This window comes from Enterobacter sp. RHBSTW-00175 (genome assembly GCF_013927005.1).
Classification (GTDB): Bacteria; Pseudomonadota; Gammaproteobacteria; order Enterobacterales; family Enterobacteriaceae; genus Enterobacter.
Map to the genome: position 1 here is coordinate 2,615,468 of NZ_CP055930.1, position 16,305 is coordinate 2,631,772.

14 protein-coding genes are annotated in these 16,305 nt (G+C 54.3%); 13 read left to right on the forward strand and 1 reads right to left on the reverse strand.

From position 1 onward, the window contains the following. Positions 1 to 180 precede the first annotated feature (180 nt). A complete protein-coding gene (gene queG, locus HV107_RS12445) occupies positions 181 to 1,320 on the reverse strand; it encodes a tRNA epoxyqueuosine(34) reductase QueG (protein WP_182063371.1) in 1,140 nt (379 codons plus the stop codon). Here queG and nnr point away from each other — a divergent pair. From nnr to rnr, 13 genes are all read left to right on the forward strand, one after another. Continuing rightward, complete coding sequence (nnr, locus tag HV107_RS12450; protein ID WP_182063372.1) at positions 1,319 to 2,842, forward strand: bifunctional ADP-dependent NAD(P)H-hydrate dehydratase/NAD(P)H-hydrate epimerase; 1,524 nt, start codon at positions 1,319 to 1,321, stop codon at positions 2,840 to 2,842. The genes queG and nnr overlap by 2 nt on opposite strands. Continuing rightward, positions 2,835 to 3,296 (forward strand): tRNA (adenosine(37)-N6)-threonylcarbamoyltransferase complex ATPase subunit type 1 TsaE, encoded by a 462-nt coding sequence (gene tsaE / locus HV107_RS12455; protein WP_014068611.1) that lies wholly within the window; start codon positions 2,835 to 2,837, stop codon positions 3,294 to 3,296. Before nnr ends, tsaE begins: the two co-directional genes overlap by 8 nt. 16 nt (positions 3,297 to 3,312) lie before the next feature. Continuing rightward, complete coding sequence (gene amiB / locus HV107_RS12460; RefSeq protein WP_182063373.1) at positions 3,313 to 4,647, forward strand: N-acetylmuramoyl-L-alanine amidase AmiB; 1,335 nt, start codon at positions 3,313 to 3,315, stop codon at positions 4,645 to 4,647. A 9-nt stretch (positions 4,648 to 4,656) separates the two neighbouring features. Then, positions 4,657 to 6,501 (forward strand): DNA mismatch repair endonuclease MutL, encoded by a 1,845-nt coding sequence (gene mutL / locus HV107_RS12465; protein ID WP_182063374.1) that lies wholly within the window; start codon positions 4,657 to 4,659, stop codon positions 6,499 to 6,501. Continuing rightward, a complete protein-coding gene (miaA, locus tag HV107_RS12470; protein WP_182063375.1) occupies positions 6,494 to 7,444 on the forward strand; it encodes a tRNA (adenosine(37)-N6)-dimethylallyltransferase MiaA in 951 nt (316 codons plus the stop codon). The genes mutL and miaA overlap by 8 nt, the downstream gene beginning before the upstream one ends. A gap of 85 nt (positions 7,445 to 7,529) precedes the next feature. After that, entirely contained in the window at positions 7,530 to 7,841 is a 312-nt protein-coding gene (gene hfq, locus HV107_RS12475; protein WP_003855990.1) for an RNA chaperone Hfq, read from the forward strand. A 73-nt stretch (positions 7,842 to 7,914) separates the two neighbouring features. After that, positions 7,915 to 9,195, forward strand: coding sequence for a ribosome rescue GTPase HflX (hflX, locus tag HV107_RS12480; protein WP_023310136.1), 1,281 nt, complete (start codon positions 7,915 to 7,917; stop codon positions 9,193 to 9,195). A 56-nt stretch (positions 9,196 to 9,251) separates the two neighbouring features. Continuing rightward, the gene (gene hflK, locus HV107_RS12485; RefSeq protein WP_014068617.1) at positions 9,252 to 10,517 is read left to right on the forward strand and encodes an FtsH protease activity modulator HflK; all 1,266 of its coding nucleotides are present in this window, start codon (positions 9,252 to 9,254) and stop codon (positions 10,515 to 10,517) included. 2 nt (positions 10,518 to 10,519) lie between these two features. Next, a complete protein-coding gene (gene hflC, locus HV107_RS12490; protein ID WP_182063376.1) occupies positions 10,520 to 11,524 on the forward strand; it encodes a protease modulator HflC in 1,005 nt (334 codons plus the stop codon). 71 nt (positions 11,525 to 11,595) lie between these two features. Next, positions 11,596 to 11,793, forward strand: coding sequence for a DUF2065 domain-containing protein (locus HV107_RS12495; RefSeq protein WP_003855996.1), 198 nt, complete (start codon positions 11,596 to 11,598; stop codon positions 11,791 to 11,793). Positions 11,794 to 11,896: 103 nt separating this feature from the next. Continuing rightward, positions 11,897 to 13,195, forward strand: coding sequence for an adenylosuccinate synthase (locus HV107_RS12500; protein ID WP_182063377.1), 1,299 nt, complete (start codon positions 11,897 to 11,899; stop codon positions 13,193 to 13,195). Between the two features lie 193 nt (positions 13,196 to 13,388). Beyond that, positions 13,389 to 13,814, forward strand: coding sequence for a nitric oxide-sensing transcriptional repressor NsrR (gene nsrR, locus HV107_RS12505; RefSeq protein WP_182063378.1), 426 nt, complete (start codon positions 13,389 to 13,391; stop codon positions 13,812 to 13,814). 38 nt (positions 13,815 to 13,852) lie between these two features. After that, entirely contained in the window at positions 13,853 to 16,294 is a 2,442-nt protein-coding gene (rnr, locus tag HV107_RS12510; RefSeq protein ID WP_182063379.1) for a ribonuclease R, read from the forward strand. The last annotated feature ends 11 nt before the right edge of the window (positions 16,295 to 16,305 follow it).

Consider the following 16,305-nt stretch of genomic DNA (forward strand, 5'->3'; position numbering starts at 1 on the left):
TCCACAGAACCTGTCGTTTACCTCACTGGGGTAAAAACTTCGCAGGGTGAATAGTATCGCTTTAATGTGTTGAATTTTATTAAGAAAATTTGATTTCAAAATGTTAAAGAGATCACTTGACCTGTTTGCAAAGCCCGATGGCGCCTGAGTTCTTATTTTTATACACAGGCTGTGAATAGTTCAGGCGTCCCGTGTAAGCCCTTTTTCAATCACCCTCACCAGACGCTGTTTTTGCGGTAACTGCACTTCGACCACGCAGGCATTTCGCTTCTCGATTTGCTGCGCAATCGCCCACTCTATGTGCTCGTCGAGAAGTGGGTGCTCACCTCTACGACTTTCCAGTGCCTGAATGTTGGCTTCATCCCAGGGAGCATTGCCCAGGGCAACAGCCACATTTCGGAGCCAGCGTAAATGCCCGATACGGCGGATAGCTGAACCTTCAGTGACTTTCAGGAACCAGGCCTCGGTCCAGGCGAACAGTTCAATAAGCGGCGGAGCGTGCAGTGCCTTGCGCGGGCTAAAGTCTTCTTCATCGGTAAGCTGTGAATAGCGGTTCCACGGGCAAATTAGCTGGCAGTCGTCGCAACCGTAAATCCGGTTGCCAATGAGCGGACGGAACTCTTCCGGGATGGCGCCTTCCAGCTCGATAGTGAGATAAGATATGCAGCGGCGAGCGTCAACGGTGTAGGGCTCAACGATAGCACCCGTCGGGCAGATGGTCATACAGGCCACACACCGCCCGCAACCTTCTTCCACCGGCCCGTCTACCGGCAGCGGCAAATCGATGAGTAGCTCGCCCAGAAAGAAGAATGACCCGGCATCACGGCTAAGGATAAGTGAGTGCTTACCTGTCCAGCCAAGCCCGGCTTTTTCGGCAATTGGACGCTCAAGAATAGGCGCAGAATCGACAAAGGGTCTAAAATTCAGCGAAACACAGTGTTGCTGAATAGTTTCCCCGAGTTTTTTTAAGCGGTTACGCAGAAGCTTATGGTAATCACGCCCCAGGGCGTAACGGCTGACGTAACCCAATGAGGGATTTTTTAGCGTGCGGGCAAACGCCGCGTTGGCCGGCAGATAGTTCATACGCACGCTAATGACACGTAACGTGCCCGGCAAAAGCTCGTGTGGACGCGCACGCATCATGCCATGACGCGCCATCCACTCCATCTCGCCGTGGTATTGTTTGTCCAGCCAGGCCTGAAGTTTAGGCTCGCTGGCGGAAAGGTCTGTATCCGTAATACCGACCTTCTGGAAGCCAAGCTCAGCGCCCCACTGTTTAATTTTTTGCGCTAACTGATTGAGATCGAGGGGCTGTGACATGACGGACCATACGGTGAAGAAAAACCCCGCAAGTATACCACATTCCATCTGGGATGCGGATGCCCTGCGCCGCGCTGAAAAAGAGGCGGCAGACAGTCTCGGCCTTACCCTTTATGAACTTATGCAACGCGCAGGCGAGGCGGCATTTACCGTTTCCCGCACCCTTTATCCTCAGTCGACACACTGGCTCATTTTATGCGGACACGGCAATAACGGCGGGGATGGCTATGTGGTTGCCCGGCTGGCCGTGGCAGCGGGCATTCGTGTGACATTACTGGCGCTGGAGAGCAATAAACCGCTGCCGGAAGAAGCCAGCGCGGCGCGTGAAGCCTGGCTAAACGCGGGTGGTGTTATTCATGCGTCTGATATCGTCTGGCCGGATGATATCGATGTGATAATTGATGGTCTGCTGGGCACCGGGTTGCGCAGTGCGCCGCGCGAAGGTGCCGCGGCATTGATAGAGCAAGCTAATGCCCACTCTGCACCAGTGGTTGCGCTGGACATTCCATCCGGGTTAATCGCGCAAACCGGGGCCACACCCGGCGCGGTTATCAAGGCTTGCCACACGGTGACGTTTATCGCCCTCAAACCCGGTTTGCTGACCGGCAAAGCGCGTGATGTGGTGGGTGTACTGCACCATAACGCGCTGGGGCTGGATAATTGGCTTGCCGGGCAGGAAACACCTATCGCCCGCTTTGATGCCTCAAAGCTTGCGCAGTGGTTGCCACCGCGACGCCCGACATCCCATAAGGGCGATCATGGCAGGCTGGTGATTATTGGCGGGGATTATGGAACCGCAGGTGCCATTCGCATGGCAGGTGAGGCCGCAGTGCGCAGTGGTGCGGGATTAGTGCGAGTACTTACTCGCATCGAAAATATCGCCCCCATTATAACCGCACGCCCGGAACTGATGGTGCATGAGCTTACGCCTCAGACGCTGGAAGAGACCCTGGAATGGGCGGATGTCGTGGTCATTGGCCCTGGGCTTGGACAGCAGGCGTGGGGTAAGCAGGCGCTACAAAAAACCGAGAATTTTCGTAAACCGATGCTGTGGGATGCCGACGCGCTGAACCTTCTGGCAATCAATCCTGATAAGCGTCACAATCGCATCCTGACACCACACCCCGGTGAAGCCGCGCGATTACTCAATTGCAGCGTTGCAGAAATTGAAAACGATCGCTTACTTTCTGCACAGCGTCTGGTAAAACGTTACGGGGGTGTTGCCGTTTTAAAAGGGGCGGGAACCGTTGTCGCCTGTGACAATGCGCGGGGCATTATCGATGCCGGTAACGCGGGAATGGCGAGCGGCGGTATGGGCGATGTGCTCTCTGGCATCATAGGTGCGTTGCTCGGACAGAAACTTCCCCTATATGATGCAGCCTGTGCGGGCTGCGTGGCACACGGTGCAGCCGCAGACAAGCTTGCGGCGCAATATGGTACACGCGGAATGCTGGCCACCGATCTTTTTTGCACGCTAAGGCGTGTTGTTAACCCGGATGTGATTGACGTAGAAAATGACTAATCGAGCGATTCCTTTACCTGACGAACAGGCAACTTTAGATCTCGGCAAGCGTGTGGCGCAGGCCTGTCAGGGTGCAACCGTCATTTATCTGTATGGTGATTTAGGCGCGGGTAAAACAACCTTCAGCCGTGGCTTTTTACAGGCGTTAGGCCATAACGGAAATGTGAAAAGCCCAACGTATACGCTGGTCGAGCCTTATACGCTTGAAAACCTGATGGTGTATCACTTCGACTTATACCGTCTTGCGGACCCTGAGGAGCTGGAGTTTATGGGGATCCGCGATTACTTTGCCAACGATGCCATCTGCCTGGTGGAGTGGCCGCAACAAGGTGCGGGTGTGTTACCTGACCCGGATGTCGAAATTCACTTAGATTACCAGGCACAAGGGCGTGAGGCACGCATCAGTGCTGTTTCCTCATCAGGTAATTCCTTACTGGCTCGTTTAGCCGGTTGAGCTTAGGGATAACGGGATGATTAATCGCGTTAAAGGTTGGTTGTTGGCTGCAACGGTGCTGCTGTGCGCACACGCCGGGGCGGCCAGTCTCTCGGATATTCAGGTATCGAATGGTGAAAGCCAGGCTCGGATTACGTTCAGCTTTATGGGCGATCCTGAGTATGCGTTTTCCCAAATCGATAGTCACAGCGTGGCGCTGGATATCAAGCAAACGGGTGTGGTCCAAGGGTTGCCGCTGCAATTTAGCGGAAATAACCTGGTAAAACGTATTCGTTCTGGCACGCCAAAAGACGATCAGTCGTTACGGCTGGTGGTCGATTTGACCGAAAAGGGCAAAACGCAGGCGGTGAAGCAGCAAAATGGCGCGACCTATACGGTGGTCTTTACCATCAATGCTGACGCGCCACCACCGCCACCACCACCGCCAGTGGTCGTAAAACGTGTGGAAGAACCGGTATATACGCCGCGGACGTCCACGCCGGCGCGTAATCCGTTTAAAACTGACAATGACCGTATCACTAGCGTGACCAGCAGCAATACGGTGACACGCCCTGCGGCCCGCGCGCGCGCGGTGAGCGGCGATAAAGTGATTATCGCTATCGACGCCGGGCATGGCGGGCAAGACCCTGGCGCCATCGGGCCTGGCGGCACGCAGGAAAAAAATGTCACTATCGCGATTGCCCGTAAGTTACGTGCGTTGCTCAATGATGACCCGATGTTTAAAGGCGTGCTGACCCGTGACGGCGATTACTTTATCTCCGTGATGGGGCGTTCGGATGTGGCGCGTAAGCAGAATGCGAACTTCCTGGTGTCGATTCATGCGGACGCCGCGCCAAATCGTGATGCTACCGGGGCGTCTGTCTGGGTGCTTTCCAACCGTCGTGCTAACAGCGAAATGGCAGGCTGGCTGGAACAACATGAGAAGCAGTCCGAACTGTTAGGCGGCGCGGGAGATGTGCTGGCAAACAGCCAGTCTGATCCGTACCTCAGCCAGGCGGTCCTGGATTTACAATTCGGCCATTCGCAGCGCGTCGGGTATGATGTGGCGACTAACGTATTGAGCCAGTTGCAAAGTGTGGGTGTGTTGCATAAACGTCGCCCGGAACATGCAAGCCTGGGCGTGTTACGTTCGCCAGATATTCCATCCATCCTCGTCGAGACGGGTTTCATCAGCAATAACGGTGAAGAGCGCTTGCTGGGGAGCGATAGCTATCAGCAGCAGATCGCGGATGCGATTTATAATGGTCTGCGTAAGTACTTTGATGCGCATCCGTTGCAGTCCGCACCACAGGGTGGTGCAGGGCAGACGGCCAGTGCGGCTTTGCCAGGTGAGATGACCGCTACAAATTAAGGAGCATTCATGCCGATTCAGGTTCTACCGCCGCAGCTTGCGAACCAAATCGCCGCCGGTGAGGTGGTGGAACGACCTGCGTCGGTAGTGAAAGAGCTGGTGGAAAACAGCCTTGATGCGGGGGCAACCCGCATTGATATTGATATCGAGCGCGGCGGTGCAAAGCTTATCCGCATTCGTGACAACGGCTGTGGCATCAAAAAAGACGAGCTGGCGCTGGCGCTGGCGCGTCATGCCACCAGTAAAATTGCCTCGCTTGACGATCTGGAAGCCATCATTAGCCTCGGCTTTCGCGGCGAGGCGCTGGCCAGTATCAGCTCCGTTTCCCGTCTGACACTCACCTCCCGCACGGCCGAACAGCAAGAAGCCTGGCAAGCCTACGCCGAAGGGCGCGACATGGATGTGACGGTCAAGCCTGCTGCTCATCCTGTCGGGACCACACTGGAAGTGTTGGATCTGTTCTACAACACGCCTGCCCGCCGCAAATTCATGCGCACCGAAAAGACCGAATTTGGCCATATTGACGAAATTATCCGTCGTATCGCGCTGGCACGATTTGACGTCACCATTAACCTCAGCCATAACGGCAAGGTGATGCGCCAGTACCGTGCCGTGGCGGAAGGGGGACAGAAAGAGCGCCGCCTGGGTGCCATTTGCGGGACGCCTTTTCTGGAGCAGGCGCTGGCGATCGAATGGCAGCATGGCGATCTGGCCCTGCACGGTTGGGTGGCTGATCCTAAGACATCCAGCGCGGCATTCGCGGAGATTCAGTATTGCTATGTGAATGGCCGTATGATGCGCGACCGCCTGATTAACCACGCCATTCGCCAGGCGTGTGAAGACAAACTCGGGGCCGATCAGCAGCCCGCGTTTGTGCTGTATCTGGAGATTGACCCGCATCAGGTCGACGTGAACGTGCATCCTGCCAAGCATGAAGTGCGTTTCCACCAGTCGCGTCTGGTACATGATTTTATCTACCAGGGCGTGCTGAGCGTATTGCAGCAACAGGCCGAACCCGCGCTACCGCTGCAAAATGAAGAACCTGTACCGCGCTCTCTGCCGGAAAACCGTGTGGCCGCGGGGCGCAACCATTTTGCAGAACCTGCGGTTGCGCGTGAACCAGCGGCGCCGCGTTTCTCGTCAGCGGGGAACACTTCGCGCCCGACCGGCGCTAACTATCCAAACGCCCAGCCCGGCTACCAAAAGCAGCAGGGGGCGTTGTACCGTAAATTGCTCGACACCCCAGCCGTGGAACGTAAAGAGCACATTGAGGTACCGGCGCCTTCACTGGAAGGGCATAGCCAGAGCTTTGGCCGGGTACTGACGATTATCACCCCGGATATGGCGTTGCTTGAGCGTGAGGGCAAGCTGGCGCTACTGGCGCTGCCGGTTGCTGAGCGTTGGCTTAAGCAAGCGCAACTGACGCCTGGGGCGAACGCAGCGTGCGCTCAACCACTGTTGATCCCGGTGCGTTTAAAGATATCCCCACAAGAGCTGGCGGTATTACAGCGTGCGACAGAGCAACTTGCAGAGATGGGCATTGAATTTGTGTTAGAAGCACAGCATGTGACAATTCGTGCAGTGCCTTTACCCTTACGCCAACAAAATTTACAAAACTTGATTCCTGAACTGATAGGCTACCTGGCGCAGCAAACAACGTTTGTTGCCGCCAATACCGCGCAGTGGATAGCCCGCCATCTGGCGAGTGAACACAATCCGTGGAGTATGGCGCAGGCGATTACCGTGCTGGCAGAGGTTGAGCGCCTTTGTCCGCAGCTAGTGAAAACGCCGCCGGGTGGTTTATTGCAACCTGTTGATTTAAAAACGGCGATGACCGCCCTGAAACATGATTGATGTAAGCAAGGCGAGCCTGCCTAAGGCACTATTTTTGATGGGGCCAACGGCCTCCGGCAAAACGGCATTAGCTATTGAGTTACGTAAAGTTTTGCCCGTAGAGTTGATTAGCGTTGATTCTGCCCTCATCTATCGAGGGATGGATATCGGCACGGCAAAGCCGAACGCAGATGAACTGCGCGCGGCACCGCACCGGTTACTGGATATTCTCGACCCGTCGCAAGCGTATTCCGCAGCAGATTTTCGCCGGGATGCGCTGGAGCAGATGGCCGAGATAACCGCTGCGGGACGAATCCCGCTGCTGGTTGGCGGGACTATGCTCTACTTTAAGGCGCTGCTGGAAGGGTTATCTCCTTTGCCATCAGCGGATCCTGACGTAAGAGCGAAGATTGAGCAGCAGGCGGCAGAGCAAGGATGGGACGTTTTGCATAAGCAACTGGAGGAGATTGACCCGGTTGCCGCAGCACGGATTCATCCAAATGATCCGCAAAGGCTTTCCCGGGCACTGGAAGTTTTTTTCATTTCGGGTAAAACTTTAACGGAACTGACGCAAACGTCAGGAGAAGCTCTGCCGTATCAGGTGCATCAGTTCGCCATCGCCCCGGCGAGCCGTGAACTGCTCCATCAGCGAATTGAGCAGCGTTTTCATCAGATGTTAGCTTCAGATTTTGAAGCAGAAGTGCGGGCGCTCTTTGCCCGTGGAGATTTGCATACGGACATGCCTTCCATTCGTTGTGTGGGATACCGCCAGATGTGGTCGTATCTTGAAGGTGAGATTTCATACGATGAAATGGTTTATAGAGGTGTTTGCGCCACGAGACAGTTAGCGAAGCGCCAGATAACCTGGTTACGCGGTTGGGAGGGTGTTCACTGGTTAGACAGTGAAAAACCACAACAAGCGCTAAACAAGGTGATTGAGGTTGTTGGTGATATCGCTCACTGAATGTGTACAATTGAGACGTATCGTGCGCAATTTTTCAGAATCGCAAGGTTCTAAGTACAAAACAAGCATATAAGGAAAAGATAGAATGGCTAAGGGGCAATCTTTACAAGATCCGTTCCTGAACGCATTGCGTCGGGAACGTGTTCCAGTTTCTATTTATTTGGTGAATGGTATTAAGCTGCAAGGTCAGATTGAGTCTTTCGATCAGTTCGTGATCCTGTTGAAAAACACGGTCAGTCAGATGGTCTACAAGCACGCTATCTCTACTGTTGTTCCGTCCCGTCCGGTCTCCCATCACAGCAATAACGCTGGCGGCGGCACAGGCAGTAACTACCATCATGGCAGCAACGCGCAGGGTTCTTCAACGCCTGCGCAGGACAGCGAAGAGACCGAGTAAGGTTTCTGCTGTTATCCACACGGGGAGCCAGCGATCCTGCGTTCCCCGCTGATCTTTTTAGAGGGTTATACGCTTGTTTGACCGTTATGATGCCGGTGAGCAGGCGGTGCTGGTACACATCTATTTTTCGCAAGACAAAGATATGGAAGACCTCCAGGAGTTTGAATCTCTGGTCTCTTCCGCCGGTGTCGAAGCAATGCAGGTGATTACCGGTAGCCGTAAAGCGCCGCACCCAAAGTATTTTGTTGGTGAAGGTAAAGCAGTTGAAATTGCGGATGCCGTAAAAGCAACCGGCGCCTCAGTCGTGTTGTTTGATCATGCGCTGTCTCCAGCCCAGGAACGCAACCTGGAAGCCCTTTGCGAATGCCGTGTTATCGATCGCACGGGTTTGATTTTAGATATTTTTGCTCAGCGTGCGCGTACCCACGAAGGTAAGTTGCAGGTTGAGCTGGCGCAGCTGCGCCATCTGGCGACGCGACTTGTGCGTGGCTGGACCCACCTTGAAAGACAAAAAGGCGGGATTGGTTTGCGCGGTCCGGGGGAAACCCAGCTCGAAACCGACCGCCGTCTGTTGCGTGGCCGTATTACCCAGATCCTCTCGCGGCTGGAAAGAGTTGAGAAGCAGCGTGAGCAGGGGCGTCGGGCGCGAACAAAAGCCGACATCCCGACGGTGTCGCTGGTGGGGTATACCAACGCCGGTAAATCCACCCTGTTTAACCAGATTACTGAGGCCCAGGTTTATGCCGCAGACCAACTGTTTGCGACCCTGGACCCTACGCTGCGCCGTATTGACGTGGCAGACGTAGGTGAAACAGTTCTGGCGGATACCGTTGGGTTTATCCGCCATCTGCCGCATGACCTGGTGGCGGCATTTAAGGCCACATTGCAGGAAACGCGACAGGCGACTCTGCTGTTGCACGTCATTGACGCAGCAGACGTTCGTGTGCAGGAAAATATTGATGCAGTTAACGTGGTGCTGGAAGAGATTGACGCCCACGAAATCCCAACGCTGTTGGTGATGAACAAGATCGATATGCTGGACGATTTTGAACCGCGTATTGATCGAGATGAAGAGAACAAACCGATTCGGGTCTGGCTTTCCGCTCAGACCGGTATTGGTGTGCCACTGCTTTTCCAGGCTTTGACAGAACGTCTTTCCGGTGAGGTAGCACAGCACACGCTGCGATTGCCGCCACAGGAAGGCAGGCTGCGCAGCCGGTTTTATCAGCTTCAGGCGATAGAAAAAGAGTGGATGGAGGATGACGGCAGCGTGGGGATGCAGGTGCGTATGCCGATCGTTGACTGGCGTCGCCTCTGTAAACAAGAACCTGCGCTGGTCGACTATATCGTCTGACCAGAAAGGGGATGCCTGAATAATTCGCCCTTGCATAACAAATATGGAGCATATACATGGCGTGGAATCAGCCCGGTAATAACGGACAAGACCGCGACCCGTGGGGAAGCAGCAATAATCAAGGCGGCAACTCTGGGGGAAATGGCAACAAAGGTGGTCGCGAGCAGGGGCCGCCGGATCTGGATGATATCTTCCGCAAACTAAGCAAGAAGCTTGGTGGCCTTGGCGGAGGTAAAGGTTCTGGCTCGGGTGGAAATGCTCCACAGGGGCCGCGCCCGCAAATGGGTGGCCGCATAGTGGGCATTGCTGCCGCTGCTGTGGTGATCATCTGGGCTGCCAGCGGATTCTACACCATTAAAGAAGCAGAACGCGGCGTAGTCACCCGTTTCGGTAAGTTCAGCCATCTGGTTGAACCGGGCCTGAACTGGAAGCCAACGTTCATTGACGACGTGACCGCGGTAAACGTGGAGTCCGTGCGTGAACTGGCTGCATCTGGCGTGATGCTGACGTCTGACGAAAACGTAGTGCGCGTTGAGATGAACGTGCAGTACCGCGTGACCGATCCTGAACGTTATCTGTTTAGCGTGACCAGTGCTGATGACAGCCTGCGTCAGGCCACTGACAGCGCGCTGCGTGGTGTTATCGGTAAATACACCATGGATCGCATCCTGACCGAAGGTCGTACCGTTATTCGTAGCGATACCCAGCGTGAGCTGGAAGAAACCATTCGCCCGTACAACATGGGTATCACCCTGCTGGACGTTAACTTCCAGGCTGCTCGTCCGCCGGAAGAGGTGAAAGCGGCGTTTGACGATGCAATTGCTGCACGTGAAAACGAACAGCAGTACATCCGTGAAGCGGAAGCCTACACCAACGAAGTTCAGCCGCGTGCTAACGGTCAGGCGCAGCGTATTCTTGAAGAAGCGCGTGCGTACAAGACTCAGACCATCCTGGAAGCTCAGGGTGAAGTGGCTCGTTTCGCGAAGATCCTGCCTGAATATAAAGCGGCTCCGGAAATTACCCGTGAACGTCTGTATATCGAGACCATGGAAAAAGTGCTGAGCCATACGCGTAAAGTGCTGGTTAACGACAGCAAAGGTGGAAACCTGATGGTGCTGCCGTTGGATCAGATGCTGAAAGGCGGTTCTGCACCTGCGGCGAAGTCGTCAGACAACAGCGGTGCTAACAACCTGCTGCGTCTGCCGCCAGCCTCATCAGGCAGCTCCAGTGCGACCACAACGCCTTCTTCGAACGATGGTGACATCATGGACCAACGCCGTGCTAACGCGCAGCGTAACGACTACCAGCGTCAGGGGGAATAAGGATGCGTAAGTCAGTTATTGCGATCATCATCATCGTACTGGTCGTGCTTTATACCTCTATTTTCGTTGTGAAAGAGGGCGAACGTGGGATCACCCTGCGTTTTGGTAAAGTTCTGCGTGATAGCGAGAACAAACCTCTGGTTTACGCACCAGGCCTGCATTTTAAAATTCCAATGATTGAATCGGTGAAAACGCTCGACGCCCGTATCCAGACTATGGATAACCAGGCCGATCGTTTCGTGACCAAAGAGAAGAAAGACCTGATCGTTGATTCGTACATCAAATGGCGTATCAGTGATTTCAGCCGCTACTACCTGGCAACGGGCGGTGGTGACGTTTCTCAGGCAGAAGTGCTGCTGAAACGTAAGTTCTCTGACCGTCTGCGTTCTGAAATTGGCCGTCTGGATGTGAAAGACATCGTGACCGATTCCCGTGGTCGTCTGACGCTGGAAGTACGCGATGCGCTGAACTCCGGTTCTGCGGGTACAGAAGACGAAGTCTCTACCCCGGCCGCGGATGACGCGATTGCCAAAGCAGCTGAGCGCGTTCAGGCTGAAACCAATGGCAAAGTACCGGTGATCAACCCGAACAGTATGGCTGCACTGGGTATCGAAGTGGTTGACGTGCGAATCAAGCAGATCAACCTGCCTGCGGAAGTGTCCGATGCGATCTACAACCGTATGCGCGCCGAGCGTGAAGCGGTAGCCCGTCGTCACCGTTCACAGGGTCAGGAAGAGGCTGAGAAGCTGCGTGCAGCCGCGGACTACGAAGTGACCAAGACGCTTGCTGAGTCTGAACGTCAGGGTCGTATCTTGCGTGGTGAAGGTGATGCCGAAGCGGCGAAACTGTTCGCTGATGCATTCAGCCAGGATCCAGACTTCTATGCCTTTATCCGTAGCTTGCGTGCTTACGAGAATAGCTTCCAGAGTAACCAGGATGTGATGGTGCTCAGCCCGGACAGCGATTTCTTCCGTTATATGAAGACGCCAGCTAACGCGACGCGATAAACTCAGGCTCGTTTGAGTTTTCAAACCACCGCTCTTAATGGAGCGGTGGTTTTCTTTTATAAGGAACCAAAATGAATTCAACGATCTGGCTGGCGCTGGCGCTTGTTTTAGTCCTGGAAGGATTGGGTCCAATGCTTTATCCGCGTGCCTGGCGTCGTATGATCGCCACAATGAGCCAGCTTCCGGATAATATTTTGCGCCGATTTGGCGGTGGTCTTGTGGTTGCTGGCATCGTTATCTACTACATGTTGAGGAAAACGATTGGCTGATCAAAAAGTGGTCGGATTTGGCATGGTTGGGGGTCAAAAAGTGCTGTATATCTGAAAAAGCGATGGTAGAATCCATTTTTAAGCAAACGGTGATTTTGAAAAAATGGGTAACAACGTCGTCGTACTGGGCACCCAATGGGGTGACGAAGGTAAAGGGAAGATTGTTGATCTTCTGACTGAACGGGCTAAATATGTTGTACGCTACCAGGGCGGTCACAACGCAGGCCATACTCTCGTAATCAACGGTGAAAAAACCGTCCTCCATCTTATTCCATCAGGTATTCTTCGCGAAAACGTCACCAGCATCATCGGTAACGGCGTTGTGCTGTCTCCAGCTGCGCTGATGAAAGAGATGAAAGGTCTGGAAGACCGTGGTATCCCTGTTCGTGAGCGTCTGCTGCTCTCTGAAGCGTGCCCGCTGATCCTGGATTATCATGTGGCGCTGGACGTAGCGCGTGAAAAAGCGCGTGGCGCGAAAGCTATCGGCACTACTGGCCGTGGTATCGGGCCGGCTTACGAAGACAAAGTTGCACGTCGCGGTCTGCGCGTAGGCGACCTCTTCGACAAAGCAACCTTCGCTGACAAACTGAAAGAAGTGATGGAATATCACAACTTCCAGCTGGTGAACTTCTACAAAACTGACGCTGTTGACTACCAGAAAGTGCTGGATGACGTCATGGCGATTGCTGACATCCTGACCGGTATGGTTGTTGATGTGTCCGATCTGCTGGACCAGGCGCGCAAGCGTGGCGATTTCGTCATGTTCGAAGGTGCGCAGGGTACGCTGCTGGATATCGACCACGGTACCTATCCGTACGTAACCTCCTCTAACACCACTGCGGGTGGCGTGGCGACGGGTTCTGGCCTGGGTCCACGTTATGTGGATTACGTTCTGGGCATCATCAAAGCTTACTCCACTCGCGTGGGTGCAGGTCCATTCCCGACTGAGCTGTTTGATGATATCGGCGAGTTCCTGTGCAAGCAGGGTAACGAGTTTGGCGCCACTACTGGTCGTCGTCGTCGTACCGGCTGGCTGGATGCGGTTGCAGTGCGCCGCGCAGTACAGATCAACTCCCTGTCTGGCTTCTGCCTGACTAAGCTGGACGTTCTGGACGGCCTGAAAGAAGTGAAAATCTGTGTGGGCTACCGGATGCCAGATGGCCGCGAAGTGACTACCACTCCGCTGGCAGCTGACGACTGGGAAGGAATCGAGCCAATCTACGAAACCATGCCGGGCTGGTCTGAAACCACCTTCGGTGTGAAAGAGCGTAGTGGCCTGCCACAGGCAGCGCTGGATTACATCAAGCGTATTGAAGAACTGACCGAAGTGCCGATTGATATTATTTCTACCGGCCCGGATCGTACTGAAACGATGATTCTGCGCGACCCGTTCGACGCATAATCTTTGTTGCTGCTGGCCTGCGGGGAAACCCGTAGGTCAGATAAAGCGTAGCGCCATCCGGCTAACGCTCTTAGATCCCCGCTTTTTCGCCCCGTCTGTCAAATAAATTAGCCGCCAACTATCTGGCTGGTTTATCATCATTAATGAATATCTCTGCGGTTTGACCGCGTTTTCCCTTTTTCCTGAGGTTGATGTGCAGTTAACAAGTTTCACCGATTACGGCTTACGCGCGCTGATTTACATGGCGTCGTTACCCGATGGGAAAATGACCAGTATCTCTGAAGTGACAGAGGTCTACGGTGTGTCCCGTAATCATATGGTCAAAATAATCAATCAACTTAGTCGTGCCGGATATGTTGCTGCCGTCCGCGGGAAGAATGGCGGGATCCGCCTTGGGAAACCGGCGCAGAGTATCCGGGTTGGGGATGTGGTACGTGAACTGGAGCCATTGTCTCTGGTGAATTGCAGCAGCGAGTTCTGCCACATTACGCCCGCTTGCCGTCTGAAACAGGCACTTTCTAAGGCCGTGCAAAGTTTTCTCAAGGAACTGGATGACTACACGCTGGCCGATTTGGTTGAAGAGAATCAACCGCTTTATAAATTATTGCTGGTGGAATGAAGAAAATGTCCACCGGAGCTGACAACGGAGGAACCGATATGTCACATGATCCTTTCCAGGAACGCGAAGCCGAAAAATACGCGAATCCAATCCCAAGCCGCGAGTTCATCATTGAACACTTAACAAAACGCGAAAAACCCGCCAATCGTGAAGAACTTGCCGCTGAATTAAACATTGAAGGTGAAGAGCAAATTGAAGCCCTTCGCCGCCGCCTGCGCGCCATGGAGCGCGATGGGCAGTTGGTCTTTACCCGCCGCCAGTGCTACGCCCTGCCGGAACGCCTTGATCTACTGAAAGGGATCGTCATTGGTCACCGTGATGGCTACGGCTTCCTGCGCGTGGAAGGACGTAAAGATGACCTGTACCTGTCATCCGAACAGATGAAAATGTGTATTCATGGCGATCAAATCCTTGCTCAGCCGCTGGGTGCCGACCGTAAAGGCCGTCGCGAAGCGCGCGTTGTGCGCATTCTTGTGCCGAAGACCAGCCAGATTGTTGGCCGCTATTTTACCGATGCGGGCGTGGGTTTTGTGGTGCCGGATGATAGCCGCCTCAGTTTCGATATCCTGATCCCACCGGAAGAGGTAATGGGCGCGCGGATGGGCTTTGTGGTGGTGGTCGAACTGACCCAGCGCCCGACTCGTCGCACCAAAGCGGTCGGTAAAATTGTTGAAGTACTTGGCGATAACATGGGTACGGGCATGGCGGTCGATATGGCGCTGCGCACTCATGAAATCCCGTACGTTTGGCCAAAAGCCGTTGAAGAGCAGATTGTCGGCCTGAAAGAAGTTGTGCCGGAAGAGTCAAAAGCAGGCCGAGTGGACCTGCGCTCCCTGCCGCTGGTCACGATTGATGGCGAAGATGCGCGTGACTTCGATGATGCCGTGTACTGCGAGAAAAAACGCGGTGGCGGCTGGCGCTTGTGGGTGGCTATCGCCGACGTAAGCTATTACGTTCGCCCGCATACCCCGCTGGATAATGAAGCCCGCAGCCGTGGTACATCAGTTTACTTCCCGTCTCAGGTTGTTCCGATGCTGCCGGAAGTGCTGTCTAACGGTCTGTGCTCCCTGAACCCGCAGGTTGATCGTCTGTGTATGGTGTGTGAGATGACCATCTCCACCAAAGGCCGCTTAACGGGTTATAAGTTCTACGAAGCGGTGATGAGCTCTCATGCGCGTCTGACCTATACCAAGGTCTGGCATATGCTTCAGGGCGATCAGGATCTGCGTGAACAATACGCGCCGCTGGTTAAACATATCGAAGAGCTGCACAACCTGTATAAAACATTGGATCAGGCGCGTGAAGAGCGCGGCGGGATCTCGTTCGAAAGCGAAGAGGCGAAGTTTATCTTCAACGCTGAACGCCGTATCGAGCGTATTGAGCAGACGCAGCGTAACGATGCACACAAGCTGATTGAAGAGTGCATGATTCTGGCGAACATCTCTGCGGCGCGTTTCGTTGAAAAAGCCAAAGAGCCGGCACTGTTCCGTATCCACGATAAACCAAGCACCGAAGCGATTACCGCATTCCGTACTGTTCTGGCCGAGTTAGGTCTTGAACTGCCGGGCGGCAACAAACCGGAGCCGCGTGATTACGCTGAACTGCTGGAGTCCATCGGCGATCGCCCGGACCATGAAATGCTGCAAACCATGCTGCTGCGTTCCATGAAGCAGGCAATTTACGATCCAGAAAACCGGGGTCACTTTGGTCTGGCGTTGCAGTCTTATGCGCACTTCACGTCGCCTATCCGTCGTTACCCGGATCTCTCCTTGCACCGTGCGATTAAGTATCTGCTGGCGCAAGAGCAAGGACATAAGGGCAACACCACGGAAACGGGTGGTTATCACTACTCGATGGAAGAGATGTTGCAACTGGGTCAGCACTGCTCCATGACCGAACGCCGCGCTGATGAAGCCACGCGTGAAGTTTCAGACTGGCTGAAGTGCGACTTTATGCTGGATCAGGTCGGTAATGTCTTCAAGGGCGTGATTGCCAGCGTGACAGGCTTTGGTTTCTTTGTTCGTCTCGACGATCTGTTTATCGATGGTCTGGTGCATGTGTCCAGTCTGGATAACGACTACTACCGCTTTGACCAGGTCGGCCAGCGTCTGATTGGCGAGTCTGGTGGCCAGACTTATCGCCTGGGCGATCGCGTGGAAGTGAAAGTCGAAGCCGTTAACATGGACGAGCGTAAAATCGACTTCAGCCTGATTTCCAGCGAGCGTGGCCCACGTAATGTTGGCAAAACCGCGCGTGAGAAAGCAAAAAAAGGCGGAAACGGTAACCCGAACGGCAAGCGCCGTCAGGCCGGTAAAAAGGTAAACTTTGAGCCGGACAGCGCCTTCCGTGGCGAGAAGAAACAGAAGCCGAAGGCAGCGAAGAAAGAAGCTCGTTCAGCGAAAAAACCTTCCGCTAAGACCCAGAAAATTGCCGCCGCCGCCAAAGCGAAGCGCGCGGCGAAGAAAAAGCAGGCGGAGTAATTCCGCCCCTC

What these genes read in the sequence shown, in the direction of transcription:
- nnr (WP_182063372.1), top strand. Translation starts at nt 1,319, where the DNA reads ATGACGGACCATACGGTGAAGAAAAACCCCGCAAGTATACCACATTCC.
- queG (WP_182063371.1), bottom strand. Translation starts at nt 1,320, where the DNA reads ATGTCACAGCCCCTCGATCTCAATCAGTTAGCGCAAAAAATTAAACAG.
- tsaE (WP_014068611.1), top strand. Translation starts at nt 2,835, where the DNA reads ATGACTAATCGAGCGATTCCTTTACCTGACGAACAGGCAACTTTAGAT.
- amiB (WP_182063373.1), top strand. Translation starts at nt 3,313, where the DNA reads ATGATTAATCGCGTTAAAGGTTGGTTGTTGGCTGCAACGGTGCTGCTG.
- mutL (WP_182063374.1), top strand. Translation starts at nt 4,657, where the DNA reads ATGCCGATTCAGGTTCTACCGCCGCAGCTTGCGAACCAAATCGCCGCC.
- miaA (WP_182063375.1), top strand. Translation starts at nt 6,494, where the DNA reads ATGATTGATGTAAGCAAGGCGAGCCTGCCTAAGGCACTATTTTTGATG.
- hfq (WP_003855990.1), top strand. Translation starts at nt 7,530, where the DNA reads ATGGCTAAGGGGCAATCTTTACAAGATCCGTTCCTGAACGCATTGCGT.
- hflK (WP_014068617.1), top strand. Translation starts at nt 9,252, where the DNA reads ATGGCGTGGAATCAGCCCGGTAATAACGGACAAGACCGCGACCCGTGG.
- hflC (WP_182063376.1), top strand. Translation starts at nt 10,520, where the DNA reads ATGCGTAAGTCAGTTATTGCGATCATCATCATCGTACTGGTCGTGCTT.
- HV107_RS12495 (WP_003855996.1), top strand. Translation starts at nt 11,596, where the DNA reads ATGAATTCAACGATCTGGCTGGCGCTGGCGCTTGTTTTAGTCCTGGAA.
- HV107_RS12500 (WP_182063377.1), top strand. Translation starts at nt 11,897, where the DNA reads ATGGGTAACAACGTCGTCGTACTGGGCACCCAATGGGGTGACGAAGGT.
- rnr (WP_182063379.1), top strand. Translation starts at nt 13,853, where the DNA reads ATGTCACATGATCCTTTCCAGGAACGCGAAGCCGAAAAATACGCGAAT.